This window comes from Pseudomonas sp. 10S5 (genome assembly GCF_035019745.1).
GTDB lineage: Bacteria > Pseudomonadota > Gammaproteobacteria > Pseudomonadales > Pseudomonadaceae > Aquipseudomonas.
In genome coordinates this window covers 50,896-76,940 of record NZ_JASJVL010000018.1, presented here as the reverse complement: position 1 = coordinate 76,940, position 26,045 = coordinate 50,896, and the positions used below count along the sequence as shown (strand labels likewise).

21 protein-coding genes are annotated in these 26,045 nt (G+C 53.3%); 5 read left to right on the top strand and 16 right to left on the bottom strand.

From position 1 onward, the window contains the following. Positions 1-90 precede the first annotated feature (90 nt). The 7 genes from pqqF to QN378_RS18635 form a co-directional block, all read right to left on the bottom strand. A complete protein-coding gene (gene pqqF, locus QN378_RS18665; protein WP_323550789.1) occupies positions 91-2,406 on the bottom strand; it encodes a pyrroloquinoline quinone biosynthesis protein PqqF in 2,316 nt (771 codons plus the stop codon). Positions 2,407-2,471: 65 nt separating this feature from the next. Beyond that, a complete protein-coding gene (locus tag QN378_RS18660; protein ID WP_322205677.1) occupies positions 2,472-3,272 on the bottom strand; it encodes a carbon-nitrogen hydrolase family protein in 801 nt (266 codons plus the stop codon). An 11-nt stretch (positions 3,273-3,283) separates the two neighbouring features. Beyond that, entirely contained in the window at positions 3,284-4,963 is a 1,680-nt protein-coding gene (locus tag QN378_RS18655) for a flavin monoamine oxidase family protein (protein WP_322205676.1), read from the bottom strand. 218 nt (positions 4,964-5,181) lie between these two features. Next, positions 5,182-5,643 (bottom strand): Lrp/AsnC family transcriptional regulator, encoded by a 462-nt coding sequence (locus tag QN378_RS18650; RefSeq protein WP_322205675.1) that lies wholly within the window; start codon positions 5,641-5,643, stop codon positions 5,182-5,184. Between the two features lie 210 nt (positions 5,644-5,853). Further along, positions 5,854-7,215, bottom strand: a complete 1,362-nt coding sequence (locus QN378_RS18645) for an outer membrane beta-barrel protein (protein ID WP_323550790.1) — start codon at positions 7,213-7,215, stop codon at positions 5,854-5,856. A gap of 54 nt (positions 7,216-7,269) precedes the next feature. Next, a complete protein-coding gene (locus QN378_RS18640) occupies positions 7,270-8,604 on the bottom strand; it encodes an MFS transporter (protein WP_322205673.1) in 1,335 nt (444 codons plus the stop codon). A gap of 114 nt (positions 8,605-8,718) precedes the next feature. Next, positions 8,719-9,294 (bottom strand): nuclear transport factor 2 family protein, encoded by a 576-nt coding sequence (locus QN378_RS18635; protein ID WP_322205672.1) that lies wholly within the window; start codon positions 9,292-9,294, stop codon positions 8,719-8,721. 113 nt (positions 9,295-9,407) lie between these two features. On the opposite strand from QN378_RS18635, the gene QN378_RS18630 reads away from it, so the two are divergent. Continuing rightward, the gene (locus QN378_RS18630) at positions 9,408-10,307 is read left to right on the top strand and encodes a LysR substrate-binding domain-containing protein (RefSeq protein ID WP_323550791.1); all 900 of its coding nucleotides are present in this window, start codon (positions 9,408-9,410) and stop codon (positions 10,305-10,307) included. Positions 10,308-10,332: 25 nt separating this feature from the next. Here the strand turns inward: QN378_RS18630 and QN378_RS18625 are convergent, their stop codons facing one another. From QN378_RS18625 to QN378_RS18605, 5 genes are all read right to left on the bottom strand, one after another. After that, the gene (locus tag QN378_RS18625) at positions 10,333-11,589 is read right to left on the bottom strand and encodes an MFS transporter (RefSeq protein ID WP_322205670.1); all 1,257 of its coding nucleotides are present in this window, start codon (positions 11,587-11,589) and stop codon (positions 10,333-10,335) included. Between the two features lie 58 nt (positions 11,590-11,647). After that, complete coding sequence (locus QN378_RS18620; RefSeq protein ID WP_323550792.1) at positions 11,648-13,009, bottom strand: outer membrane beta-barrel protein; 1,362 nt, start codon at positions 13,007-13,009, stop codon at positions 11,648-11,650. 68 nt (positions 13,010-13,077) lie between these two features. Then, positions 13,078-14,697, bottom strand: coding sequence for a bifunctional 3-(3-hydroxy-phenyl)propionate/3-hydroxycinnamic acid hydroxylase (locus QN378_RS18615; RefSeq protein ID WP_323567420.1), 1,620 nt, complete (start codon positions 14,695-14,697; stop codon positions 13,078-13,080). A 113-nt stretch (positions 14,698-14,810) separates the two neighbouring features. After that, complete coding sequence (locus QN378_RS18610) at positions 14,811-15,731, bottom strand: VOC family protein (protein ID WP_322205667.1); 921 nt, start codon at positions 15,729-15,731, stop codon at positions 14,811-14,813. 81 nt (positions 15,732-15,812) lie between these two features. Further along, positions 15,813-16,646: a fumarylacetoacetate hydrolase family protein gene (locus QN378_RS18605; protein WP_323550982.1), complete on the bottom strand. Its 834-nt coding sequence runs from the start codon at positions 16,644-16,646 to the stop codon at positions 15,813-15,815. A 179-nt stretch (positions 16,647-16,825) separates the two neighbouring features. Between QN378_RS18605 and QN378_RS18600 the strand changes: the two genes are divergently transcribed. From QN378_RS18600 to QN378_RS18585, 4 genes are all read left to right on the top strand, one after another. Next, on the top strand, positions 16,826-17,527 hold the full coding sequence (locus tag QN378_RS18600) for a GntR family transcriptional regulator (protein WP_322205666.1): 702 nt from the start codon (positions 16,826-16,828) through the stop codon (positions 17,525-17,527). Between the two features lie 541 nt (positions 17,528-18,068). After that, complete coding sequence (locus tag QN378_RS18595) at positions 18,069-18,704, top strand: 3'-5' exonuclease (RefSeq protein ID WP_323550983.1); 636 nt, start codon at positions 18,069-18,071, stop codon at positions 18,702-18,704. A gap of 243 nt (positions 18,705-18,947) precedes the next feature. After that, positions 18,948-20,255 (top strand): SMODS domain-containing nucleotidyltransferase, encoded by a 1,308-nt coding sequence (locus QN378_RS18590; RefSeq protein ID WP_323550984.1) that lies wholly within the window; start codon positions 18,948-18,950, stop codon positions 20,253-20,255. Then, the gene (locus QN378_RS18585; protein WP_323550985.1) at positions 20,252-20,863 is read left to right on the top strand and encodes an SLATT domain-containing protein; all 612 of its coding nucleotides are present in this window, start codon (positions 20,252-20,254) and stop codon (positions 20,861-20,863) included. The genes QN378_RS18590 and QN378_RS18585 overlap by 4 nt, the downstream gene beginning before the upstream one ends. Before the next feature lie 75 nt (positions 20,864-20,938). Here the strand turns inward: QN378_RS18585 and QN378_RS18580 are convergent, their stop codons facing one another. From QN378_RS18580 to QN378_RS18565, 4 genes are all read right to left on the bottom strand, one after another. Continuing rightward, positions 20,939-21,646, bottom strand: a complete 708-nt coding sequence (locus QN378_RS18580; RefSeq protein ID WP_323550986.1) for a DarT1-associated NADAR antitoxin family protein — start codon at positions 21,644-21,646, stop codon at positions 20,939-20,941. An 18-nt stretch (positions 21,647-21,664) separates the two neighbouring features. Beyond that, positions 21,665-22,303, bottom strand: a complete 639-nt coding sequence (locus QN378_RS18575; RefSeq protein ID WP_323550987.1) for a DarT ssDNA thymidine ADP-ribosyltransferase family protein — start codon at positions 22,301-22,303, stop codon at positions 21,665-21,667. Positions 22,304-22,517: 214 nt separating this feature from the next. Then, positions 22,518-24,716 carry a S8 family peptidase gene (locus QN378_RS18570; RefSeq protein ID WP_323550988.1) on the bottom strand — a complete coding sequence of 733 codons (2,199 nt, stop codon included), beginning with the start codon at positions 24,714-24,716 and terminating at the stop codon, positions 22,518-22,520. Then, complete coding sequence (locus QN378_RS18565) at positions 24,713-25,792, bottom strand: AAA family ATPase (protein WP_323550989.1); 1,080 nt, start codon at positions 25,790-25,792, stop codon at positions 24,713-24,715. Before QN378_RS18565 ends, QN378_RS18570 begins: the two co-directional genes overlap by 4 nt. Positions 25,793-26,045 lie beyond the last annotated feature (253 nt).

The window sequence follows — 26,045 nt, the reverse complement described above, 5'->3', positions numbered from 1 at the left end:
GATGACCTTCGTTAGTCACTTACCAAGCGAAGACGTTCAGATGGTTAGGCAGCTATCTTACTAGAGGTTTTTTTATCTACGCCATCGTCCTCAAGAAACGCCCCTGTTGCTTAGGATTAGCCAACCGCCGGCGGCGCTTACTAATCGACAAACAGCAGTAAGCAATTCGCATTTTTCAGTACGCAGAAGCGCGGCTTGCAACCGCTGGGCGTAACGTGCGCCATGCCCAGCGAGATGCGCCTGCCAGAGCCATTCACTGGTTTGCAGCGGGTCCATCGTGGCAATGTCGAATTGTGCGGCCAACACTTGGCGCCGCTGTGCTAAATCGACAGTCTCGATTAGCGCAGGTAGGTGCTTTATAAACGCCTCCAGATGTCCGACGATTTCTTCTGTAGACGCACTGGGTGATTGCACCCCAAACAACCAGCCCCCTTGCCCGGCTATTTGTCGGAAACCGCTGAATACCGCGTAGCCCAACTGCAATTCCACCCGCAGCCGCTGATAGAAAGGCGCTTGACCAAGGTGCGCTAACAGCCGCCACGCTGCTTCGTCTTCCACGCATCGGCTTGGCGCGGGGCAGAATAAAAGCACAGCATTTTCGCAAGCATCAGACGTGTCGATTACCCGCTGTTTACCCGGCTTAACGTCAATGGCCCTTAGCGGTCGATCATCGACGGTGCCGGGCATCTCGCCAAGTTCTGCGGTCAGCGCTAAATCGGTTTCTTTGGATAAACCGACTGAAAACGTAGTCCACCGCGCATCTGCCCACACAGATGACAGCTCGTGGTTGTTGCCCTCGATCTGGCCCACTGTGCTCAGACAAGCATCCGGCAGTTGCTTGAGCAAGTGGCGAATCGGAATCAATGCGGATTCTCGACGAGGCTGTCCGTAGCGCCCCAAGGTTTCAGGCTTGGGCATAGTCAGTACATGCAGCGTGTGTTTGATCACAGCGGGCATAGGTGCCGAAATGCCACTGAGCTTAAGCTGCCAAAAATGGCCGTACCGGCTGAAAGCGAGATCGACGCCCGCCTGTCGTGCCGCGATGACGACCGAGCCCAGGCTGTTGTCTAGCATCTGCCATAAGCCGGAATGCGCCGAGCTCAAACGCCAGCGCAGGAAAATCGACCCCTCGGTGCCATCATCGATGTTGGCGCTTAGAAAAGGATTAGGCGCGGGCAGGCGCCAAGAAGTGGGTTGAATGGCTAAGTTATCCACAGCCTGCGGATCAAGCAGCTGCGAGGGGCGTATCTGGTCCAGCAGTGCTTTTAGCGTGGATGCGGAGGGATTTGACGGGTTCCCGAAACACCGCGCAATCGCCAGTGCCCCCTTGATCGCTCGTCTTCGGTCTTGAATCAGCGCGTATTCCTTTTGCAGTTTCGGATGGCTGCTATTTGTCTTGAAAAACGACAACCAGTCAAAAAATAATCCGGCGACAACACTGCGTTGAGCAGCACCGACTTCGGTGAGCGCGAATTCAATATTCAGCAGCAATTGAACTTCAAAAAGGTACAGCGGCTCGATCTTGAGCGAGTCGATCAAGTCGCGTTTAAGCAGCTCGAATAGTAAGCCGCCGGGTTGTGAGTCCGTCAGCCATGTCTGGAAAACTTCCAATGCTTCGAGACCCTGCTCAGGAAAGCCTTCGCACGCAAAAATCAGATGCAGCCGACGCGGGTCGGTAATGGGCTGAGGGTCAGACGATGTTCCCAAAAGAGGTGGCGCTGGAGTTTGCGTGGACTTTTTTCCGCTGACAAAAACATTGCCGTAGCGTGTTGCCAGCGCCCTCAAATCGTCCAATGATTGCGGACCGACAAGGCTCAATTCCATCTGCCCCGCATGATAGAAGCGTCGATAAAAGTCCTGCAACGCCTGCTGGAAAGCCTGACGCGGAACAGGAAGGCTGTAGCGATTGCCCGCATGAAACCTACGCAATGGGTGGTGAGCTGAAAGCGGTTGCAGCAACATCGTTTGATACCGGGATTCGGCGTCCTGCGACCAAGCGATAAATTCCGCGTGCAGCACTTCGCGCTCTCGTCGTTGATCGGCCAGCGCAAGGCGCGGATGGCTGAGCATCTCGCACAAACGCTCCAACCCTTGGTCAAACACCGGCTGGGGGAGCTCGAAAAAAAACTCTGTGGTGCGTTCGCGAGTGCTGGCGTTGACCTGTCCGCCATGACGTTGAACAAAGGCCATCAAATTATCGGCCGCCGGAAAGCGCTCGGTGCCCAGAAAAAACAAATGTTCGAGAAAATGTGCCAAACCAGGCCATTGTGCCGGTACATCATGACTGCCAGCTGCTACTCGCAACGCCGCCGCACATCGCTTCAATCCAGGCACATGGCTAAGCACCACGTGCAACCCGTTGGGCAACGTGAGGTGTTCGACGGCGGGGGTGTTTAGCGCAGGCATTCAGGCTTCCGGCGTTTGAGCGAGGGAAGCCAACATGCTAGCGGAAATGTTTCGGTTTAGGACAATCAGCCGCGACTCAACCCGATATACAAGTCCGGACGTCGATCGTTGAAGTAGGTGTTGATGGCCCGAGAGCCGTTCATCAGCTGTCGGTCCAGCGTACCTATGATCAATGTTTCATCTTCGGCAGCCTGAGCAATTCGACTGCCGTCCGGCGCGGCAATACTGCTTAACCCGCAATAATGAATGTCGCCCTCGCTGCCGCAATAGTTGGCATACGCCACGTAGCATTGGTTTTCAAACGCCCGGGCACGCACCGTGACTTCAGCGACGAAGTCATACGGTTTCATATTGGCGGTCGGCACGACGATCAACTCAGCACCGGCCAAGGCCAGCCTGCGAGTGTTTTCTGGAAACTCCAGGTCGTAACAAATCAGCAAGCCCAGACGCCAGCCGTTCAGTTCGATAACCGGAAAGTCATCGCCGCCCGCCGTAAACATCGACTGGTCCAAGTCACCGTATAGATGGGTTTTACGGTAATGAGCGAGACTTTTTCCCTGCGCGTCAATCAACTGCACCGAGTTGTAAATCTGCCCTTCGCTGGACCGTTCGGGATAGCCGTACAGAATGGCAATGCCTGCGGCCTGAGCAATCGCCATGACCCGTTGCGCCGATTCACCGTCACGGGCTTCGGCCAAGTAAAATGCCGCTTTTGCGCCAATGTTGTATCCGGTCAAAAACATTTCGGGGAACACCAACAGGTCCGCGCCCTGGGTCGCTGCTTGCGACGCTTTCAGTGCCAGGCGTTCAAGGTTGCCGCTGACGTCCAGCGGCAGCGGCGGGCATTGGTACAGGGCGATGCGCATGACGATGTTCCTCAGTCTGCCAAGGCGATGGGGCCGATTTCATGGAACACATCGCCGGGGCCTGGATTTTCTGGATGAGTGCTGCCGCCGAAGTGCTTCATGATGCCCCACACTGCATTCAGCGAGGTCTGTACTGCGCCTTCGACCCATGCGGGGGTCCATGAAACATCATCGCCGGCAATGAAAATTCCCCGCTGCTCGTCAGGCATGTCCTGCTGCATAAAGTGCGCGAACATTCGCTGGTTATAACGGTAGTGGCCGGGCAAGGCACCTTTGAACGCACCGAGGAAATGCGGATCGGCTTCCCACGAGACGGTGATGGGTTCGCCAATGATGTGCGCTGCAATGTCGACTTTCGGGTAGATCTTTTTCAGGGCGTCGAGGGCCAGTTTCACGCGCTTTTCCACCGGATGCGGGAGCATCTTCAGCGCGTCGCTCATCCAGGAGTAGGACAAGCAAATAACGCCCGGCTTGTTGTCGCCGTTATCGAACAGGTAGGTGCCACGGGTCAAGCGGTCGGTGAGGGTCATGCTCATCAAATCGCGGCCGGTTTCTGGGTCTTTGTCTTTCCAGAACGGGCGGTCGACCATGACGAAGGTCTTCGACGATTGCATATAGCGCGTGCGGTCCAACGCCATCCACATTTTCTGCGAAAACAATGACTCGTCACAGTCGATTTGAGTGGTCAGCAGCCAGCTTTGACAGGTGGTCAACACGGCAGCGTAGTGGAGCGTGTGGCCCCACGTGTCGGTGACTTCGAAACGGCCATCGTCAGCACGCGCGATGCGTTTCACCCCGGAACGCGGTGCGCCACGGTGCAGCGAAGCCAGGCTGGTGCCTTCCGGCCAATGCACACAACGCTCGGGCACATGGCGCCAGATGCCCAGTGGCACTTGTTCCACGCCGCCGACAATCAGGTGCTGGTGATCGTCGCAGTTGGTCATGACCACTCGGAAGATTTCCAGCATCGAGTTAGGGAAGTCCGAGTCCCAGCCACCGGTGCCGAATCCTACTTGGCCGAACACTTCACGGTGGGTGAAGGACAATTTGGCAAAAGCTTTGGAGGTGGCGACGAAATCGTAAAACGTCCGGTCATCCCATAACGGAACCAGTGTGTTCCATAGGCTTTTAAGGCGGGGGACGTCACGGTCGCGGATGGCTTGCTGGATCTCGGCGAATTGCGAACCGGCTTCCAACGCGTCAGCCCATGCATCCGCGACTTCTTGGAAGAGTGCAGGAAGATCCGACAGTTTTTGTGCGTAATACGTGCTGCCTTCCAGATCGATTACGGTGCTACCGGACGCGGCAGTCAGCGGATTCGGAAAGGGTTTTGACTCCAGGCCAAGTTTGTCAACGTAGTGATAGAACGCTGTAGAGGAGACCGGGAAACGCATGCCGCCCAGTTCGGCAACAATGCCGTCAGTGCCAGCAAAGGCCTGTGAGCGCAGACGTCCGCCCATTTTTGAGGCTTCGTAAATAACCGGTTTAAAGCCCAACTTCATCAGCTCATAGGCTGCTACCAAACCCGCAATTCCCGCGCCAACCACAGCGACTTCCGCACCATGATTTTCTGCCGGAATACTGCCTAAACCAGCCGGGTGTTCAATCCAGTCGTCAAAAGCGAAAGGGAAGTCCGGGCCGAACATGGTGATCGGTTTTTTACCGTCTGCAGGATGGCGATTGTTGTTCATGACTGACCTTGCTCGGCTGGAACCAAAAGAGGACAGTCTAGATAAGAGCGGATACGTTAATAAGACGCAAAATGGTGTCGTTATTAATGCTGGCGCTGCGTTATGACGAGCTTGGTGGTCATATTGATTGTTTAGCCGTTGGTGGAAAACGTGGTGGCGAGCCCTGGGTTTTGCACACCGCAGTGAATTATTCACCCACAAATTGGCTCCAGGTCGGCTTAAACTGGCTGCCCTCGATCAATTTTGCTGCTAAGGATGATAGAGGTGGTGGTTTTTTCTACCCCATCTACACTACCAATCAGATCCAGCAATTGGTCCAGTTGTTCGGGTGAGTCGGTGCGCAGCCACGCCACGTAATCGAATTCGCCGCTCACCGCACACAGCTGCTGAACTTGAGCGATGGCGCTCAACCGGCGCAGCACCTCTTTGCCTGAGCGCGGTTGTACGGTGATGCCCACGTAGGCCTGCAACCCGCCATCAACTACGCGCTGACTCAAACGCACCCCATAACCGGTGATGACCTTGGCCTTTTCCAGTCGGGCCAAGCGTGAAGTCACCGTGGTTCGGGCTATCCCCAGTCGGCGGGCAAGCATCGCGACGCTTTCGCGGGCATTGATCTGCAACGCGGCAATCAACTGGCGGTCAATTTCGTCGAGAGCGAGTGGGCGGCTATCGGGCAAGGTCATCTCCATTGGTACAGCGGAGCGAGCATGTTACCTGTAACGGTCAATTCTTATCATCAGCGCCATGCCGGCGTTTTCGTTTCGCCTCTGCGCAGATTTGGATGCTAGATGAGGTGCATGGGTACCGACACCAGGCACCGGTTTTTAGCCGTGCCTGGTCTAGAGGTCATTCAGGTCCAGAGTCCTGATGCAGGCGGGTGGTAGACCTCAGAAATACACCAGTGCTTCTACTGTTCCGGTCAGTTGGTTGCGCGCATCACGTTGCCCAAATGGGCGCCCCCCGTCGCGGCCGTCAAACCAGTCGTAGCGCAGTTCCGGACGAAGTGACAGGTACTTGCTGAAATCGTACCGCAGCCCAGTTGTCAGCGCATTGAACGCGCCCCTAGAGGTAGAAGAGGGGAACAAAATGTAGCCTTCTGGGTCGTTGAAATGCTCGGCTCGTGCTGAGAAAGACAAGTCTTTGCGTTGCTGGTAGGTCAATACCAGGTTGGCTCCCCACCAGTGCGCTCCATTAAAACCGGGGCCGGTGACGATGTCGACGGTCGAGGCTTGGCCGTCACCCGCTTGACGGCCATAAACCATTTCACCGCCCATGGACCATTTTTCATCGAACCGATGCCAGCCATTGAGCGAATGCTGTTGCTTGAACTGGCCCGCGCTAGAAATCACTCGGCCGCGAGGTGTTTGAATATCACTGCGACTTTCGTTCTCTGAATCACCGACGAGGAACTCGTAGTCGATCCAGGTATTCATGTCTGGCGTGCGCCAGCGCAGTGCGCCCAGTAGAGATTTTCCGTCGTTGTTGTCGCGCAGATTACCCTGGCCCTGAACCACACCGAATTCAGCACCCAACAGTATGCTCTGGTTGTTAATCAGGCGTTTGCCCAACAAAAAGCCGGACACTGTACCTGATTCAGTCATGAACGCGTAACTGCGGCTGGCGAACGGGTTGCGTGCGGCACGGATGTTCGGGGGAATCTCATAGCCCAGCCCTGAGCCAAAGATGCCAGCGATTGCGGTGAAACCGCCCGCGTAAGGCAAGTAGGCCGTGGCGGCGATGTTGGGCACGGCGAGAAAATTTTGTTTATCGCGTCGGGCCTTATCTGGATCATTGTCGCCCGGCGAGTTTATTCCCCAGTGCATGTCCCAACCATAAGTGCGGGCCTGTTGCGCATTGCGGCCGTAGGCAGCCTCAAACGTGAAGCCCCAAGAAGCTTCAGTGGGTGACGGTCCAGGCAGAGGGGTGACACGCGGGATAAAATTGGTCTTTAGCGCTTTGTCGGCGAACAGGTGAAGATTGCCCAGTTCAAACCCTTCGTCGCCGAACCCGGCGACCGGGGTGTTGGTCAGCCCTGACTCGCGGTCTTTATGAGATGAGTTGTTGTTGCGTGAATAACCAGCATCCAGCAGGCCGGATATCTTGATGCCATAGTCGCGCTCCAATGAGTCGCCGAACAGGCTGCGAAACAATGTACCTTCTCCGAGCTCTACGGGCTCGCTCGCCAGGCAATGACTCGTTGCAAAGACGAACAGAACCGCGCCAAACGATTTGACCATGATGTTCTTCATGCGTTTTTCTCTTGTTTTTATTTGGGGGCCATCCGCTGGCCACTGCTTGGAGCTTTAGTTGGGCATGGGTACAGCCGTTGTTCGATTCAGGCGCCAGAAGCCGATAATGCCGATGGCTGCGATGCTGGCGGGAATGGCTGCAGCCACCAACAGTTCACTCGTCGACCATTGCAGATGCAGCAGCGTGGCACCTACGAAAGGACCGCAAATGCCCCCTAGACGACCGAGTCCCAGCGTCCAACCCGTGCCGGTTGCGCGCAGTGCAGTCGGATAAAAGGTGGAAGTCATGGCGTTCAGTGCCGCTTGGCCGCCGAGGATGCCGAAGCCGGCAACGGCTATGGTCAGGTAAGCGAGGTTGATTGAGTTGTAGTAGTGGCTGAACAGCACAATGGCCACGGCAGAGACAATAAAGGTCGGAACCAGTACGGCGCCGAAACCGTGTCGGTCGACAAACCAACCCAGTAGCCAACCGCCTGCCAAGCCACCCAGCCACATGGAGGTTCCCGCCAACACAGCTTGCGAGGGTGTATGGCCTGCGCCGCTCATCAGCACGGGTGTCCATGAGGCGAGAAAGTAAATGCAAAGCATGTTCATGAAGTTGATCAGCCACAGCAACAGCGTGCCCGGCAGCCTGCCATCCGCAAACAAGTGAGCAAGCGACAGGCCTTTTCTGCGCGGTTCGGCGATGAGTAATGTCGTGTGCTCATTGATTCGCAGGCCGGGCTCGATCCGTGTGAGGATTGCCCTGACACGGTCAAGCTGGCGTTCGCGCAACACGCACCACTGCAACGATTCTGGAAGTGCGAAGAGCATTATTACGCCCACACACAAAGGCGCAAAGGCGCCCAAATAGAACACCACTTGCCAGCCATATTGCGGAATCAGTGCAGCAGCGAGCGCGCCACCGACGAGACCACCCACGACCAGTCCAGAGGACACCAGCGTCAACAACATCACGCGGTTGTGCCCAGGGGCATACTCCGTCACCAGAGTGGCGGCGTTAGGCACGATTGCCCCCATGGCGATACCGGTAAAAAAGCGCAGTGCAAGGAGTCCGTCCACCGTCGTGGTTTGAGCGGTCAAGTACATCAGAACCGCCATCGTCAGCGAGGCGCTAACCAGTACTGGCCGTCGACCGACGCGATCGGCGATTGCACCCAGAGCAAGTGAGCCGATCAACATGCCTAACATGCTAATGCTGAACACCGGTCCCAAGTTGGCTTTAGGGATACCCCATTGAGCGATGAGGCTTGGTGCCGCGTAGGCCATGGCTTGAATGTCGAACCCATCAACGACCATGCACAGAAAGCATTGACCAAGCACAAGCATCTGAAAGGCGCTCAGGCGGCTCCTTTCGACGATCGCGCAGATGTCGAGTTGATTGTTCACGAGCGAATACCTCTGTTGTAATTATTTTCGGTAGTGGAGCTGTTCGGGACGCAAGATCGATGTGGCGGTCGGTGCAGAAAAATCTCAGTTGTGAATGTCGGTGACAGTGGCTTATCAGTCAGCGAGCCACGCGCTGGCCTCGGCTCGCATGGTCAGTTCCAGGTCGCTGCCGCGCGTGGCGAATACCCGATTGGGCGCAAAGCCGCTTTTTTCCAGAAGGTAGGCAAGCGGCGCATATTCACGCGGGTAGCGCGCCACGGTTTCATGGTCAATCTCGACTAAGCCTTGAGGGAAGGTGAAGCCCGCCATGTCATAGATGCTTTGACGCTTGACCAGCTTCCACAGGCCTTGGCGTTTCTCGACCAGGTCATAAAAACGGTTGTGTCCATTGCAACCCAGGTTCAGCCGGGTGTTATCGGCAACGATCACCGCGTTGGTTTCGACAATGGCCTTGTTGCCATTGAGGCTCACTACCGGCGTGCCAATCAAATGCTTGGTGCGCAAGTCTGACTTGCCCATGCGCTTTGACCCTTCGACGAACTCGGCAAACGGGCCTTCAAACCAAGTGACTTCGATGGTTCCGTCAGGATGGGCCAAGTTCGCCAGTTGGTCCCATTGGCCTAAGTCGCGATGTATCCAGCCGGTAATCAGGTCGGTAATTTGAAGGCGGTCTTCTAGGTAAGTCTGCATGCGGTGACCTTGGCAGGTGGTGGATGTGAGCTTCAGCTTCTTCTTCTGGACAGATAACTTCAAATAGATTGATATGAACGATTGATCACTATTTGTGATGGATAAGGAGACCTATGGACTTGCGTCATTTGCGTTATTTTCTCGCAGTCGCCGAGGAGGGGCATTTCGGCCGGGCCGCTCAGCGTCTACATATTGTTCAGTCAGCCCTGAGCATGCAGATACGTGGCCTGGAAGAGGAACTTGGGGGGGCTTTATTCTTGCGCACGAGCCGTCGTGTGGAGCTCACAGAAGCCGGAGTACTGCTGCGTGCCGAAGCACAGCGCACCCTTGATCAGGCAGCGCATGCGCAACGCGTGGTGCAGCGCTCGCTACGTGGAGAGATGGGTAGTGTGCGAATCGGTTTTGCCGGCAACGCCGTGTTCAGCGGTCGGTTGATGGCCGACGTTCGCGCCTTTCGTAAAGCTTATCCGGATGCTGAGATTATCTTGCGCGAGCTGGCGCCTCAGCAGCAGGTCGAGGCGATACAAAACGGGCAACTGGATCTGGGATATGCGCCAAGTCATGGCGGTCAGGCCCTAGACAACGCTTTGTTGTTTGAGCGCATTGGGACTTGGCCGCTGGTGGTTGCATTGCCTGAAGACCATCCGTTGGCGAACCAGCCAACATTGCGCGTGCCGATGTTGAGGGCGGAGTCGTTGATCATCTATGCCGCTCACGGAGCAGATGAATACATGCTGGCCGGTCTGCGTAAAGCATTGGGGCGGGAGCCGAAGGTTCAGCGCACTACCAGCACCTTGAGCGTGCTCGCGTTAGTCGCCGCCGGCATGGGGGTAGCGATGGTCCCCGCGCCCCTGATGCGGGTAAACATTCCCGGGCTGGTCTACCGGACATTCGAAGACATAGAGCCCCACACCGACTTGTTGCTTATTAGCCGCGTCAACGAAATTGGTGGTGCCGTGCGGGCGTTCCTGAAGGTTGCACATCAAGGTGGAAGGTTGACAGCAACCCAATAGCGCTCATCTCGTGAAGAGTGGATTTTTACGCACGATCTATTCCTTCGACGGGAGGCTCGGCCACTTTGGCCGGTGCGGTTTCCCGTAAACATGTTGCGACTAGCAATCCCACCAGCACTGCGCCGAGTGCCAGGTACATTGTGTTTTCGATCCCGTGGTGCTGAGCGATATATCCTGCAATAGCTGGAGCGACCCCGCCGCCAAAAATCTCACCAATTCCCACCACTAATCCTGTAGCGGTCGACGTCAGTGCGGCCGGAACGGACTCGCTGGTGAGTGGACCGACCGTCATGCAGATCATGCTGAAGTTGAAGAAAATCGTCAGAAACAGTAGCGCGAACAACTTTACCGGTTCGGCGCCTGTACCCATCAGCAACCAGAGAAACACACCGGTGGCGATGAATGATACGAGAACCACTGGTTTACGACCGATGCGGTCCGACACGGCAGGCATGATCAATTGCCCGAGAAAACCACCCAAACCGATGGCCGACATGACGAAGCCCATTTGCTGCACTGGGAGGTGTAAAAAGTCCATCAGGTAGTTAGGCATCATCACGCTAATCACGAACAGGCAGGTCAGCATGCAAAACATGCCGACAATGTTCAGCAAGACGTTGCGATAGCGCAGTGCATCCAGCCAGCTCGGGTGCTTGACTGCAGAACTGATTCCAGATTTCTTGGGCGTGATCGCTCGGGTTTCCCGCAAGTAAAAGTACATAGCCAATGCCAATAGAAAACCTGGCAGTGAAACTATCATGAACACCCAGCGCCAGGACGGTACTATCGTTAGCAATTGGGTGGCGAGAATTGGCGCAAGGCCAAGACCCAGGATCGGGAAGAACGCCTGTTGAATGCCAATGTTCATACCCCGACGTCGCGGATGGGACGACTCCGCCGTAGCCGCTAACGCAGTTGGAGTAAAGGCGCCTTCGGAGATGCCCATAATCGCCCGGATCAGCAATAACCCGCCCATACCGGTCGCCAGGCCCGAGAGGCCCGCAAGAAGTGAAAATACCAGTACTGCTGGAATCAGCACGTTGCGCCGACCGATACGATCAGATAGCCGTCCCATGAAAATCGAAGAAATGCCCCACGCCAAACCGAGTATTGCTGTAACGTTCCCCAGGTCCTGATAGTTCAAGCCCAAGTCTTTCATCATCACCGGGAATAGCGGCAGGATGATGAATCGGTCCAGTCCCACAAGGCCGAAGCCTAAGGCCAAGAGGGCGACCGCTGTAAACTCGTACCGCACATCCCACGCATGCTTATTGTTATTCATGGTTGCTACTCAGATGTAATGGAGATTAATGGCCTTAGGTAATTTGGCCGCCAAGGGTTTAGAAATAAAACAGCGCTTCAACAAGACCCGTCAGCTGCGTACTGTTGCGACCTGCGCCAAAAGGGTGATCGTTTGTATTGCCATCAAATACGTCGTAACGCACTTCCGGGCGCAACGAGACGTACTTGTTCAGGTCATAGCGCAAGCCCGTGGTGAGGGAGTTGAAATTGCCGCGAGCAGTGGATACCGGCAGCAGGATGAACCCATCGGGATCGGCAAAATGCTCGGCTCGTACCGAGTAGGAGAGATCCGTACGTTGCTGATAGGTGAGTACCGCGTTGGCTCCCCACCAATGGGCGCCATCAAAACCAGGACCGTTAATGATGTCGATGGTTGTTGCCTTGCCGTCACCCTCCTGATGGCCATAAACGACCTCGGCGCCCATCGACCAGTTTGAGTCGAAGCGATGCCAGCCGTTGAGCGAGTGTTGTTGTTTGAACTGACCTTCTGGCGATATCAGGCGCGACGTTGGAGCCTGTACGTCGTTGGACGTGTCATTCTGTTCATCGCCGAGGATGAACTCATAGTCGACCCAGGTTTGCATGTCTGATGTGCGCCAACGCAAGGCCCCCATCACCGACTTCTGTTTGTTGTTATCGCTCAGGTTGTTCCACCCTTGGACTACCCCTAGTTCGGCGCCGAGAATTGATGATTTGCCGTTGTACAAGCGAGTGCCAAGGAGTACGCCACTGACAGTTCCCGGCTCGCTAACGAAGGCATAGGTCTTGCTCGCAAACGGATTACGAGCAGCGCGAATGTTGGGCGGGATTTCATAGCCCATGGCCGGTCCGAATATCCCAGCCATGGCCGTGATACCAGGACCATAAGGCAGATAGGCGGTGGCAGCGATGTTGGGAATCGCGAGGAATTTTTGTTTGTCGCGCTGGGCCTTGGCAAGGTTGGTATCACCAGGCGAGTTGACATCCCAGTGCATGTCCCAGCCTGTAGTGCGAGCGAATTGGGCATTACGCCCGTAGTTCAATTCGAATGTAAATCCGAAAGATGCTTCGCTCGGCGATGGCCCTGGCAACGGTGTGATACGTGGCACCATGTTGCCCTTCAGTGGCTTGTCGATGAATAGATGCAAGCTCCCCCATTCCAGGCCCTCGTCCGCGAAACCAACGACCGGAAGATTGCTTAAGCCTTGCTGACGCTCAGCATGGGTCGAGCGATTGTTACGAGAGTAAGCAACGTCAAACAGGCCAGAAACCTCAATCCCATAATCCTTTTCCAAGGTGTCACCAAAAAGGCTTCGAAATACCGTGCCTTCACCTGTCTCAGGGATCTGGGCGGCGTGAGCGTTAAGCGTTGCAAAGGCGGCCAGAACCGCACCAAGCGTTTTCACCTTGATGTTGATCATTATCTGTCTCTTATTTTTGTTGTCAGAGTTTGGGAGGTCGGGGCATCCATGCCCCCGGAAAACAGGTGTCAGGCGTGACAGGTCTTTGTGTCGTTGTTGGTACGGGTTTGCTGGCCGCTGCTTTGTAGCTGATCGCGCAGGGTGTCGATTAATTGTGGCAGCGCCGACAACGCTGCCACGCCGCCATAGCAGTAGTAGTCAGGTCGCACGATGAGGGCTTCGAGTCCGGCCTCTGCCATGAATCGCAGGTATTTTCCAGAGACGTCTCGATAGATGCCTTGGCTACTGTCCGCCGTTTGTGCAAGTCGAACGACCTTCAGATCGTAGTCGCTAATAAATCTCGACTGTTCCGAGCTGAGCAGCAGCAAAGGGTCAAGCTCGCCACTCACCAGCAAGTGAAAACCGCGTCCGATGACGTCGTCATAGCGGCTGACCTTGCCACCGATCTCGATTGATCCATGCACTCCAAGCGTGCCGCGCAATGGGCCAGCCTTTGGCAGTAGTCCATCGGTCAAACCCGGGAACGGCGGCAGCGGCGCAACATTACCGCTCAGGTAGGCGGCGTCGCGTTCGGCCGCCTCGACCGGGTCTGATACGCAGACAACTTTCCCCATCGCCATGGACGCTTCTATAACGGCGCGGATCTGCGGTTTGCGCTCAAGTGTATAGCCGTCCAACAGCGTTTCATCGGCCAAGCCGCGCATCAGCAAATCGAGCCGCCAGGATAGATTCCATGCGTCGCGGATTCCCGAGCACATACCTTGGCCCATGAACGGTGGCATCACGTGGGCCGCATCGCCAGCCAACATCACCCGACCGCTGTGCCAATTGGAGGCAATTCGCGAACGAAACTGGTAGACCGCGTGGCGCACCAACGTTGCAGTGTCCGGCGTGACCCAGCGCGACAGCAACGACCAGACCTTGTCGGTATCTTGAAGGTCTTCAATGGCTTCGTGGGGCAGACGCATAAACTCCCAACGCCGATAACCAGGTCCGCCGGGAACCATTGTGGTGGGGCGTTCGGGGTTGCACCACTGGCCGATATCCGGAACATCCAGTGGTACACCGGGCTTGGGTTGCAGATCGACCACCAGCCAGTCTTCCTGAAAGCCCAGATCCTGCCATTCAATGCCTAGCGACTGGCGCACGAAGCTATTGGCGCCGTCGGCGCCGATCACATAGCGCGCTCGAACACTTTGCTGTTCTTCACCGAGTAAAAACTTACCGTCTTGGCGAATAACCCGATTAAGAACCATGTCGCAGCCGTGGTTATCTTGTTTCAGCGCTGTCGCTTCCCAACCCTGATGGACTTGCACATTGCCGATGCTTTTGGCTTTGCGGTCCAGGGCAGCTTCCAACAATGGTTGATTGAACAAGTAACCGAACGGCCCGTCACTGATCGATTCGGCGGACCAATCTATCTCTACCAAGACTTTCCAATCAGCGTTGAACCACTGATAACGTGCCGAAGGTTGAGAGATTTTTGCCAGTTCCTCGCCAAGTCCCATAGAGAGGAAGATTCGCCGAATTTCATGATCGTAAAATACTGCACGCGGGAGCGGATATAGCGCGGGCCAGCGTTCGAATACGGCGACCGAGTAGCCCATCTGGCCTAACAGGATGGCCAGCGTCTGGCCAACTGGGCCGTATCCGGCAATGGCAATATCGACTGTAGTTTGCTGATTCATGATCTGTGCCTCGTGTACTTCTCAATGATTTCCGGGCAGGGCCGGACCCGTCGCGCGAGCGGGGAGGCTAGCGCAATGCAGGAGTGTCAATTTTGTAATAAGAGCCGAGCGACTCAGGCAGGTGCCGGGGTATCCGCTTCAGTGTTGAAAATGAAGTTGTCCGGCACGTCTGGTCCCCAGAGGTACAGCGAGTTTTCCGGCGGATAGTCGCCGGCAGGCCATTCAACGCCTTCGCCAATGTAGTCCATGTCTGCCGAATACTCGCAGAACGAACCCCACGGATCCTGCACGTAGTGAAAGTAGTTCGAGCCCAAGCAATGACGACCGGTGCCCCAGCCCTTCGTGTGCCCTGCCTTCGCCATTTGCGACGCGCCTGCGCCGACTTCGTCGATGCTGTCCACTTCCCAAGCCGCGTGGTGCCAGCCCTTGGCACTACTCTTGGCGAACGCCACCAGATGGTGGTCACACCCGTGGGGTGCGTGACTGAAGGCGATGATGTCCATCGACTTGTCTGAAAGCTTCAAGCCTAGGGCCTGCTCGTAAAAATGCAGCGCGCCAAGCACATTGGGGGTGAACAACAGAACATGGGACAAGCGGCGAGGTCGGATTTGTACCATGGCGTCGCGGGTCGTTGCGCCGCGGCGGTTGGGCGGGGTGATAGTGTTTTGGTGATCGGACTTTTGATTTGGCATGGTTTTTTCGCCGACCTTGACCTGCAACAGGTTACCGTCAGGGTCATGGAACCAAATTCCCGGTTCGGGACGGTCTGCAAAACGTCCACCAGCGGTTTCGATCTGCTGACGTAGGGCGCTGAAATCCTGCTCGTAGCAGTTGAAACTCAGATACGCGAGCGACTTGGACGCGGCGGGAAATATTTTTGCCGAGACATGGCCGTCAATTGCTTTCAATAGGAGTTGATTGGGTTCACGTTGAACATCGAGGCCGAAGCTTTTGAAGAATTGGTAGGCTTCGGCCAGTGACGGAACGTTCAACGCGTAATGATCGATTGAATGCACACCATGGGACACGCTCATGATTGCCTCCATTAAATTATTCTTATTGTGGGGCCCAGGGGCAATATCGGCCCTGAGCTGAGTTCAAATCAGTGTTAGGTATCAGACTTCATCAATGACTGGATTAACTAGTTTGCCGATGCCTTCGATCGATACCTCGACCACATCACCCGCTTTCAGGTAGACCTTCGGATTCATACCAAAACCGACCCCGGCGGGGGTGCCGCTGACAATCACGTCGCCAGCTTCGAGCGTTACTGCTTCGCTCAGCGTCGAAATGATTGTGGCGACGTCGAACAGCATGTCCGTGGTATTGGCCGACTGTACAACCTTGCCGTTGACGCGTGTTTCGAGCAACAAGCCTTTGCCCCCGGCAGGTAGCTCGTCGGCTGTTACTAGTACCGGTCCGAATGCGCCCGTGTTATCGAAATTCTTGCCAACGGTCCACTGGGGCGAAATGAATTGATAATCACGTACCGAGCCTTCGTTGAAAAGCGCATAACCGGCGACGTGATCGAGTGCGTCTTCCTTGCAGATATGACGCCCGCCACTTTTAAGTACCACAGCCATTTCACCTTCGTAGTCGAGGGTGTCGGAGATTCGCGGACGAATCAGCGGCTTGTTGTGGGCCGTAAGGCTGGAATTCCAACGAGGGAATAATGTCGGGTAGGTCGGTTGTGCGTAAGGGGACTCTTTCGTGTGGTCGGCGTAGTTCAAGCCCACGCAAACAATTTTGGTCGGACGCTGCATCAATGGCAGATATGCATCTTCAGCAATGTTGACCAATTCACCGCTGGCATCGGCACCGTAGGTGCTCAGATCGACGCCTCGCGCTAACAACGATTCTAGAGATTCGGTTCCTAGTACGCGTACGCCGCTTGCAGTGACGACACCTAGGACAGGTTGACCTTGATTGAGGAAGCTAACGTAACGCATGAAAGATTTCTCTTATTGGTTTTAGTAAGCGTCGGTCATGAAGGGCAGCACCGACTGCGTGGTTACAAAGCTAGAGCCAAAAAAATATATCGTCAACAAAAAAATATATATTTTATGGAATTTGATAAATTATCAGCCCTGTGTATTATCCGCACAGACATGTGAAGATGGAGTCGACCGTGAATTCCCCTCTAATTAACTGGCAATCGGCTGATCCCCCTGAAAAGCGCACCATGGCTTCGCAGTTGGAAGCCCGGATTCGTCAGGACATCATCAATGGCCAGTTAGCGCCAGGCAGTCGCCTGCGCCTCAAGGAGTTGGCAGAATCTTATGAGGGTGGGGTCATCCCGTTGCGTGAAGCGCTGTCGCGCCTTGCGAGCAGCGGCTTCGTCTCGGCGGCCGATCAAAAAGGTTTCAGTGTCGGCCGTATATCTGCGGCAGAAATTGCCGACATCACCGCCGCTCGACTGCACATTGAGTGCAAGACGCTGGCCGATTCGATTCGTCAGGGCGATGTGGAGTGGGAGAGCCGCGTTCTTGCGGCCCACCATCGACTGGATCGTCTGACGATCGTTGAAGGCCCGGAGCGACTGCTCAAGCCCGAATGGGAAAACGCTCACGAAGTTTTTCATCAGGCGCTAATCTCCAGTTGCAACTCGCCCACGCTGCTGCGCCTGTGCTCGTCCTTGAGAGATCAGACGGCCCGCTATCGTTTTTTGTCGATGCACTACGCTGACAGCAGCGCACGCGATGTGCCCAACGAACACCGTCAGTTGATGGACGCAGTGCTGGCCAAAGACATCGACAAGGCCTGTGAGCTGCTGTCCAGTCACTATCAAACCACAACGGATTCAGTGCTCAAGCATGCACTACTGGGGTAGCACTGACATCTTCTCGACGCTTGGTGGATTGATGGGCGAAACGAATAAAAAATGGCTTACGTTAATTAGACGTAAGCCATTTTTTTATATGGTGGGCCCAGTAGGACTCGAACCTACGACCAAGGGATTATGAGTTGCCGGGCGAGCTGGTATGCCTAGAGAAAGCGTTCGTAAGTGAACGTAGGTTGGCATAGCTGGAGGTCCCGTGTTACTTGGCGTTGAGCGTAATTTTGAGGAGGTTGTTCAAGCTGGGCACTGTACCGCAAAGGTACTGTTTTTGCAGCTCGTGCACATTTGTAAGCAAGGATCGACTCCAAGGCAAACTCGCAGGCGGTGACGCTCACTAGATCTGTAGAACTTTGTAGTGGTCCCTTCTTTCTCGAAGGGCTAAACGGATGGTTGGCGATGAGGTCTTACTCAATAAGAAGGTTGGCAGATGAGTCACTTTTCTCTGCCATTCAGCAAGCCCTGCGCTTCAAGACCCGGTTCGTCACCCTCTACGCCAACGGAGTGTCAAAGATCCGGATTCCAGGAAGGCCAGATGAAAACTCTCCCCAATACCCAACAATTGCACGCGTTCGAGACATTTATAAGTGCTTTCGATTTTATGCTATGCGTCGACCTTGAGGCGACATGCGACGAGCTCATGGAGTCCGAGACTCCTCGAGCACTGATCGTAAGGCCGGATGAGATGGAAACCATCGAGATAGGGCTAGCCGTGGTGGATCTGCGAACACTGGAAACTGTTGAAATGTTTCAGCGCTATGTTCGCCCGGTCCTTCACCCTACTCTGACAGCGTTCTGTACCAGCCTGACCTCAATTAAGCAAGCTGATGTGGATGCCGCCCAAGCATTCTCGGAGGTCGCAATGGAGGTCACTGCGCTCCTACAAAAATATCCCAGCGCATTGTGGGGCTCTTGGGGACATTACGATGCTGACCAGCTTGCGGCTGATGTCCTGAGAGCCAATTGCACGCCGGTACTGCCTGGAATTGAGTACTTGGATCTTGAACGACGCTATTGCGAAATATTTGCATGTCCATCAATAGGGTTGAGGCCCGCAGTCGAAGCGCTTGGCCTAGCTTGGAGCGGCCGGTACCACCGAGGCATCGATGACGCTAGGAATCTCGCCAATATGGTTACGCTGCTGTTGGAAAAGGCTCGATGCATCTCGTAGCTGCTTGTTCCCGGTGCCTATCGAAAGTGTGCTCCGATCCTAGCCGGAACCCTCCTGTCGATGGGCAATTATGAGCTCTCGGTAATTTTTTGCCGTTCGCGAGACTATGGGTTAGTAGGTTGCGCCGGCTCTTACCCGGGCAGCCCACTCAAATGTCAGGCGATAGACCTTTATGATAGCCGTCGGCTACTATGCGCGTACTCCAACAGAGCGTGATTGGGGACTTGACCAGTAGGGATGCCGATGTCAGTTGCTGTTATTTTTAAGGATTTTGTATCCAATCTGCGCATCACCAACCACGTAACGATTGAAGATCGTTACGCTGGTATCACGCGCTCGCTGAATAAGTATTTTCGGACGTTGGATTCCACCGCCAATAACCTCCAAGTAGGCTCGTATGGCCGGTGGACAGCCATCAAAGGCGTTTCCGACCTCGATATGTTGTACATCATGCCCGACAGTGATTGGGATAGGTACAACAAGGAGGGGGGGCAGTCGAAGCTGCTTTCAGATACCAAGGCTGCAATCCAGGAACGGTACTCCACGACCACGATTACGGTTGACCGCCTGGTGGTATGCGTCAAGTTCCAGAATTTTAACGTCGAGGTTCAGCCCGTTTTCAAGCAAGACGACGGCAGCTTCAAATATCCTGATACGTACAACGGCGGATCGTGGAAGATCACTAAGCCCAAAGATGAAATCAAGGCTACCAGCGACGTCGATGATGACCAAAATGGAAACCTGCGTCGCCTCTGCAAAATGCTTCGGGCGTGGAAGAACAAGCATGGCATCGGGATTGGGGGCCTCCTGATCGACACGTTGGCACATAATTTCCTCACGCAGACGGACGATTATGCTGAAAAAAGTTTCGCCTCATACGACTGCATGGTCAGGGATTTCTTTTACTACGCATCAAACCTTCCACAACAGGAACGTTACGCGGCGCTGGGCAGTCGCCAGCACGTCAAAGTGAAACAGAAATTTCAAAAGCCGGCCAAGCGTGCATATGAGCTATCCCTGAAGGCCATTGAAGCTGCGGGTAAGGAAAATGAGGGAGAGCGGTGGAAGAAAGTATTTGGTCGCGACTTTCCGACCACACGCACAGCCGCACGTGCCGCTATGGAGTCACTGGCCAAGTCCCTTTATACCTTCAGGGACACAGAGGAATTTATCGAGGATCTCGCCCCTATCGATGTCCGCTACCCCTTGGTACTCGACTGTGATGTGGAGCAAAAAGGTTTTCGAGAACGGTTGCTGAGTGATTTGATTGCACTAGGATTGCCCCTCCAGGCGCGCAAGACACTCAAATTCAAGATTGCTCGAAACGACGTTCCAAAGCCGTACACCGTTAAATGGAAAGTGCTCAATATCGGGCAAGAAGCTGAGAAACGAGATTGCATCCGCGGGTACATAACTGCCGACCTGGGCCATGAGACAATCCAGGAATCCACGAGCTTTAAAGGCGACCACTTGGTTGAGTGCTATATCCTCAAGGATGGTGTTGTCGCAGCCCGTAGCGAAATAACCGTACCTATTAGTGAAAGCATATGAGCCAAGCGTCGTTGCTCAAAAGTATCGCAGAAACGGGCTATAACGTTGGCTTTGGTGGCCGCAAGCACTGGGCTACGTATGACATCGTAGACAAGATCCCAGGGTTGATTGGATTCATTGGCACTGCCGTGGGTATTTTCTCTCTGGTCTACGAGTCACTGTCAGCCAAAAACGTCTCTGCAGTTATGGCCGTTTTTGGCGTTATCGGTATTTATATCTCGGTTTATGATTCAAAAAAATCGGACTACGAGAAGTCTGCCGTGGAGATAACCAAGATTTTCAATGGTCTGCGTGACCTGTACCGCGAGGTTGAAGCGCTGGCGGCGAATGCAGATCTTTCCATCTATTGGGCACGACTGGCCACATTTGAATCTCAGTATTACGGTGCCTCTATCAGCAAACAGATCCTATTCAGCGACTGGTACGCTCACTACAAATTCTTCTGGCAGTATCAAATTGACTGGGTAGCAAACCAGAAGAGTTTTAGCTTTTGGAGAGACAAAGTGCCACTTACGGCATGGCTAGCTACGGCCGCAATTATCGTGTCGATCGCCACCTGCTTCGCTTTACACATAGACTCAGTCAAGAGTTGTTTCGGTATTGCCTGACCCATGCCGGAGTTTGGAAGGATAGCGGCATTGGCGGTTTTCTATGACGGCGAGGTCGGACCGAGCCTTTACAGCCTAACTCAGCAAATCGCCTTGAATGGTGTCGTCGCGATGCGTATTGCTGACCTTTGCGCTTTCTACGATCTCCAGAAATGCATCTTTCGAACAGGAGGCCTGTTCAAGTAGGCCGCGCTGCTCAAGCGCTATGAACAGCGCTACAGAGTACGCCTGGCAATTTATCGAGCGCTCAGGATTAAACTCAATATCTGTAAACGCTGAATATAACGTTAGCTGAGTTGCGATCAATGGATGCTTTTTGAGCGCGTTGATGTATAGCCAATCATAGAATGCGGTTCTTGGCTCGAGTGGCCATTCAGTGCCGAAAAACTGAAACGCTGTGAGCCTTCCCGAAGATTTTAGCCTCTCATCTTTCTTGGCTTCCCGGGAGGTTAGGGAAAAAATATCGCGATAAGGTCCGCCGTGCTCAAAAACCTTGCTGCCCTGAAATGCACATTCAACACTAAATGTCAGATTGTTTTTGAGCGTGGTAATGGTGAGGTTGAAAGCACTTAGAGCGATCCCAAGGTCGAGCTTCGATTTACTGGACACCTCAAGGACGTCGGTAAGTGAGGGGATCTGTTCCTTTGCAGCTTGGTGCAGCGACTCAATAGATTTCTGTTTTTGAGATGCTGATAATCCTGGAAACCATTTGAATTCGACATGCCTAGTGTCTACTAGCGTAGGTCCTGTGCTGTTCGGGATAAAAATCGGTCTAGACGCCATAAAAATCCTAATTTTTTCTCAGCCCCATGTGCGAGCATATTTACGGTTTGCGAACATGCCTTTGTTGTTCGAATGCACATACGGCTTTCGGTCGCCTAGCAAATGTGCATGGGCATCACGGACAAGGGCTTTCTCGTAAATAACTCCGACAATGTACTGCGGCTCGATTACATCGAAAACCAAAACCTCCGCTTGAACGTCTGTAGGGTCTGATATTTTCAACCGTTGCTCAACCCGCGGCAAGCATCCGTCGATTTCCTCGAACATACCCAAGAGCGATTCAGGAGTCATCAGTTTGGGGAGCGGGCAGCAACTGATTCGGCCATCAGCGGCATTGTGCTTGCAGAATGCGCAATCTTTTACCCATAAAATGCTGGGGTGCAGGACCAGAACGACCCAGTCGACGAGGGGCTCGGCCATTCGGTACTTGTACAGCATCTGGCTGTTTGGAAATCCGATTGAAACCGAGTTGCTATCTTTGTGACCGTCAAGGCGCAGTTGATCGTTGATCTGGGGAGCTAAGCCGACCTCATGGGTCCTGCCTATCGGGTATAGCCCATGTTGAAGGATTGTAGGAAGGTTCGATGCTCGTGTGAAATGGAGTAGGTAAGGGATACCACGAGCGGCGGAGTGAGCTTGAATCGCCTGCCTTGGCATAATTTTTCTCCGTAATGGCTATTCGACATTGCCTGTATGCCGAGGCTAATCCAATTCAGAGCAAACGTCCATGGCGTTGAGCTGCCATAAAAAAGTGGCCCGGGGCACGAGCCAGGAAGCGATCGATTATGAGTTGGAAACAACTAGTCTTCGCTAAGCTCGGTGGACTGAGCAACCCTGTTGGGTTGCTCATTGTTTATAGAACTCAATCAATCTAGGATTTAATCTCAACTCTGGTTCTTACATTAATAGCCTGTAACGTTTGGTTTTCTTGCAATATCTTGTTGTAGATACTGTTGTCACCTTCTGCGCGTATTGTAAGTATCAATGTATAGCGAATGGCAGGTAGATCTTCGCTAATTGTTCCGCCTTGCTCGCGGGCGTGATATTTAACATCAAAAACTGGGGATTGAAGCGTAGATCGTTTAAAGCGTTGATGTCTAGAAAGAGTGGTTTCCCATTTGTGTGCATCCTCTCTCAACTCATACTCACTCGGGTATAGTTTTCCTAGCGAAAAAAATGGCTTGGTGTCAGCATTAGCTCCGTCCAACGTAAACCGATCTTCATTCGCCCGAAAAGAAATTTCAAGACCAGATCTGGTGTAGTGCAATGGATGTTCAGGATCCACGATGGCACTTATACAGAATGTAGCACTTAAATGTACCCATGTTGAATCAGTTGATGCCGGAAGAGGTACTGGGATTCGGAGATGCTTTGAGTTCTCAAGCTCGCCTTGGAATACGATAGTCGCCTCATCATCAAGGCATGTAATTACCGATTCAGGTGAGGTAGGGAATCTACCCCAGCCTACATTTTTCAGATCATGTTCATCCGGTTTCGCAGAGTGCACCATCAGAGCTTTAACTGTGTTTGTGGATAGATTGAAGTCTGTGATGGCGTCAATGCCGGCAGCCACACGTAATGCGTATGGAGCAGCATAGCTTGTGCCCATAGTGTCTACGAAAGAATGGATCCTTGGTGAGTAGACTCTGAACAGGTTGTGAGGCGCGCCACCGAATATCACACCATCAGGTTTGACTACTCCAGGACTACGTCCTGGCCCCATACAGCTGTAAGGGGCTCTTGCCCACCCTTGGACTTCCCCGTCACTTGCTCCAACCGAAAGGCTGTTGACCATATCACTAGGTGGTTGTACACGACCATAATCGCCTGGTAGGTCACCGTCGTTCCCTACTGCGACGACTGCGAGGCAGTCACCGTCCTGAAGAAGCGCATCGATAACGGATGTCCACACGTGAACTTCGTCATCGTCAATCGCAATATTAGGTCCGAGGCTCAGGTTTACATATTTATAAGTTTTGAGCTTCAGGGTATCTTCAATGCGAGTGAGTACATCAAATAGGTCAGGGTCGTCGTCACCCTGGGAAATAACTCTGACTATGTCGACGGTAGTGTACGGAGATCCCAGCGTACAGTCCGAACCCAACGCTGGTCCGAATAAGTATGCAGAGCAAACTTCGCTGCCGTGAGCAAGATACTCTGGATGTGAACCTTCCATTCCTTCTGGTACGATCTCGGTCACCCAGTTAGATATATGATTTCCGTCTCCTAAGCCTCCATCGAAAATGCAAACCTTGAAATCACGATTCAAGATGTCTGGATTCCAGTTAGGAAGAATTACCGGGTTGCTCACAGGGCTGCGTAGTGTTTCCGGTTTATTCATTCTCAACTTTGGAATGCTTCTGAGTACTCTGAGTTGAGCAAATTTTGCCAGAACTTGTTCCTTGCCACGTGGAATAATTACAGGCAAAAATGTCAATCCACCTACGACTTTGGCTTTTTCTCGTCTTACTGCTCCGCCGTTGAGAGAAGCATAATCGTCGAAAGCGCGAACAACATACTCGTCGTCAGCGGATGCGTGTATAACCACTTCAAGATTCAAGCTGTCGCCAGACGTATCGATGCTTTTTATCTTTTCGGCTGCATCAAAATATTCGATACGTTCAAGAGTTCTTAGAACGTCTTCGGATGCTCTTGTTAAAGAGTTTGACGTTAGATCAGTTAATAATTTCCTGTATTGACTTTTTTCACCAGATACAAACACACAGCTAGCCAATCCAGCTTCCGGGTGCTTTTTGACACCCCATTGCTCAGGTTTTACGGTTACCGCCCGGGAACCAATATCTTCCATTCCGTAGGCAGAGAACAGTTTTCTCGGATAATAAGATTTTGCTAGATAGGAAGGGTGCTGAATAAATTTTATGACTACCTTACCGCCAGCGCACTCTGTATCTGGTTTGTTTTCTATTTTAGATATTATTTCTTCAAGCTGAGAACTAATGCGCTTTATCGCGTCGGATATTGAGTATGGATGTTTTTTGTCGCCACCACCACCACCGATATCTACCTTTGTTGTAAGCGTTTCGCCATATCCGACTATAAAATTGTTCATTGGGTTTCCTTACATTCGACGTGTTGGTCCATAATTTTTTTTACGGTTGGTCTGCTTATTTCCAGTGCGATAGATATGGCTCTCTGAGACATTCCTTCTGCTGCTAATTTAATGACATCTTTCTTTTTTAGCTCAACTTTGTTTCCTGGTTTGTTCTCGATGGCTCCAGTGATGCAGGTGATAAAGCTACACTCATTTAATATGCTTTTCTTTTTGGCTTTCCTTAGGCTTCGATCAATATCGCTGTAGGAAATTTCACCAAAAAAACGTGCGAGATTATCCGCGTGTTTAGTTAGTTCTGGCCAGTAGCTAATGATATAAGCTTTTCGCATTTGTTCGCTTGGAAGATCAAATGATATTTCCAGATCAAACCGACGCCAGATGGCAGGATCCAAGAGGTCGCCGTGATTTGTTGCAGCTATTAATACCGACGATTCAGGCCATTCATCAATAGCCTGTAACAGTACAGTTACCAATCGTTTAAGTTCTCCTAGTTCCCTGTCGTCATCTCGCCGCTTAGCTACTGCATCGAACTCGTCAAGAAGCAACACGCAGGGAAATGAAGACGCATGATCAATAACTGCCTTGATATTATTTCCGGTTTTTCCTAGAAAGCTGCTCATGACAGTTGCTAGGTCGAGCGTTAAAAACGGGAGGCCTAGTCTTGATGCAAGCCACCGTGCCGTCATCGTTTTACCGACTCCAGGTGGCCCTTGGAATAATAGTGATTTAGCAGGAGCCAAACCTTCGGCTAATAGCTTTGATGCCGACTTTCGCTCAAGAACGACTTGGTCTAGCAGTGCCAGGATTTCTTCGGAATAAATGGGGGCGTCATCCATGACTACCGGATTTTCGACCCTGACTAAATTTAGTCGGCTGTCTGAATCCACTGGGATAGGTTTCGCTGGCTGAGCTGATCTAAGGCCGTTGGTCGATAATCGTGACAGGATTTTTTCAGATAACTCTGGATCCCGGTGGCCGGTTTTGACCGCCATTTTGTGAAGATGCATGCGTAGAGTGCGCGGATCTCCACCTAGCGCTAGGTCTATGAGGCTTAGAATTGCTTTGCTGTCCATGTGTGCTCCGGAAGCGCACGGCTCTGACCCATAGATGAGATGCCGTAAAAGTTACCATTTCTCGGCCTGAGTTTACCATAAATGGTAAATTTGCTAGATCTTTTTGGTTTTTGTTTACCGTTTGACGGGTGCGCTTCGGTGTTGGGCTGGCTCGAAGACCGACGAGCGGTGGTCGAACCGAAAAATAGAGAGGGCTGCGTTAATCTAGTGTCAACGCAAAGAACTGGGGGCGCACGTGGGAGGCAGACATCCG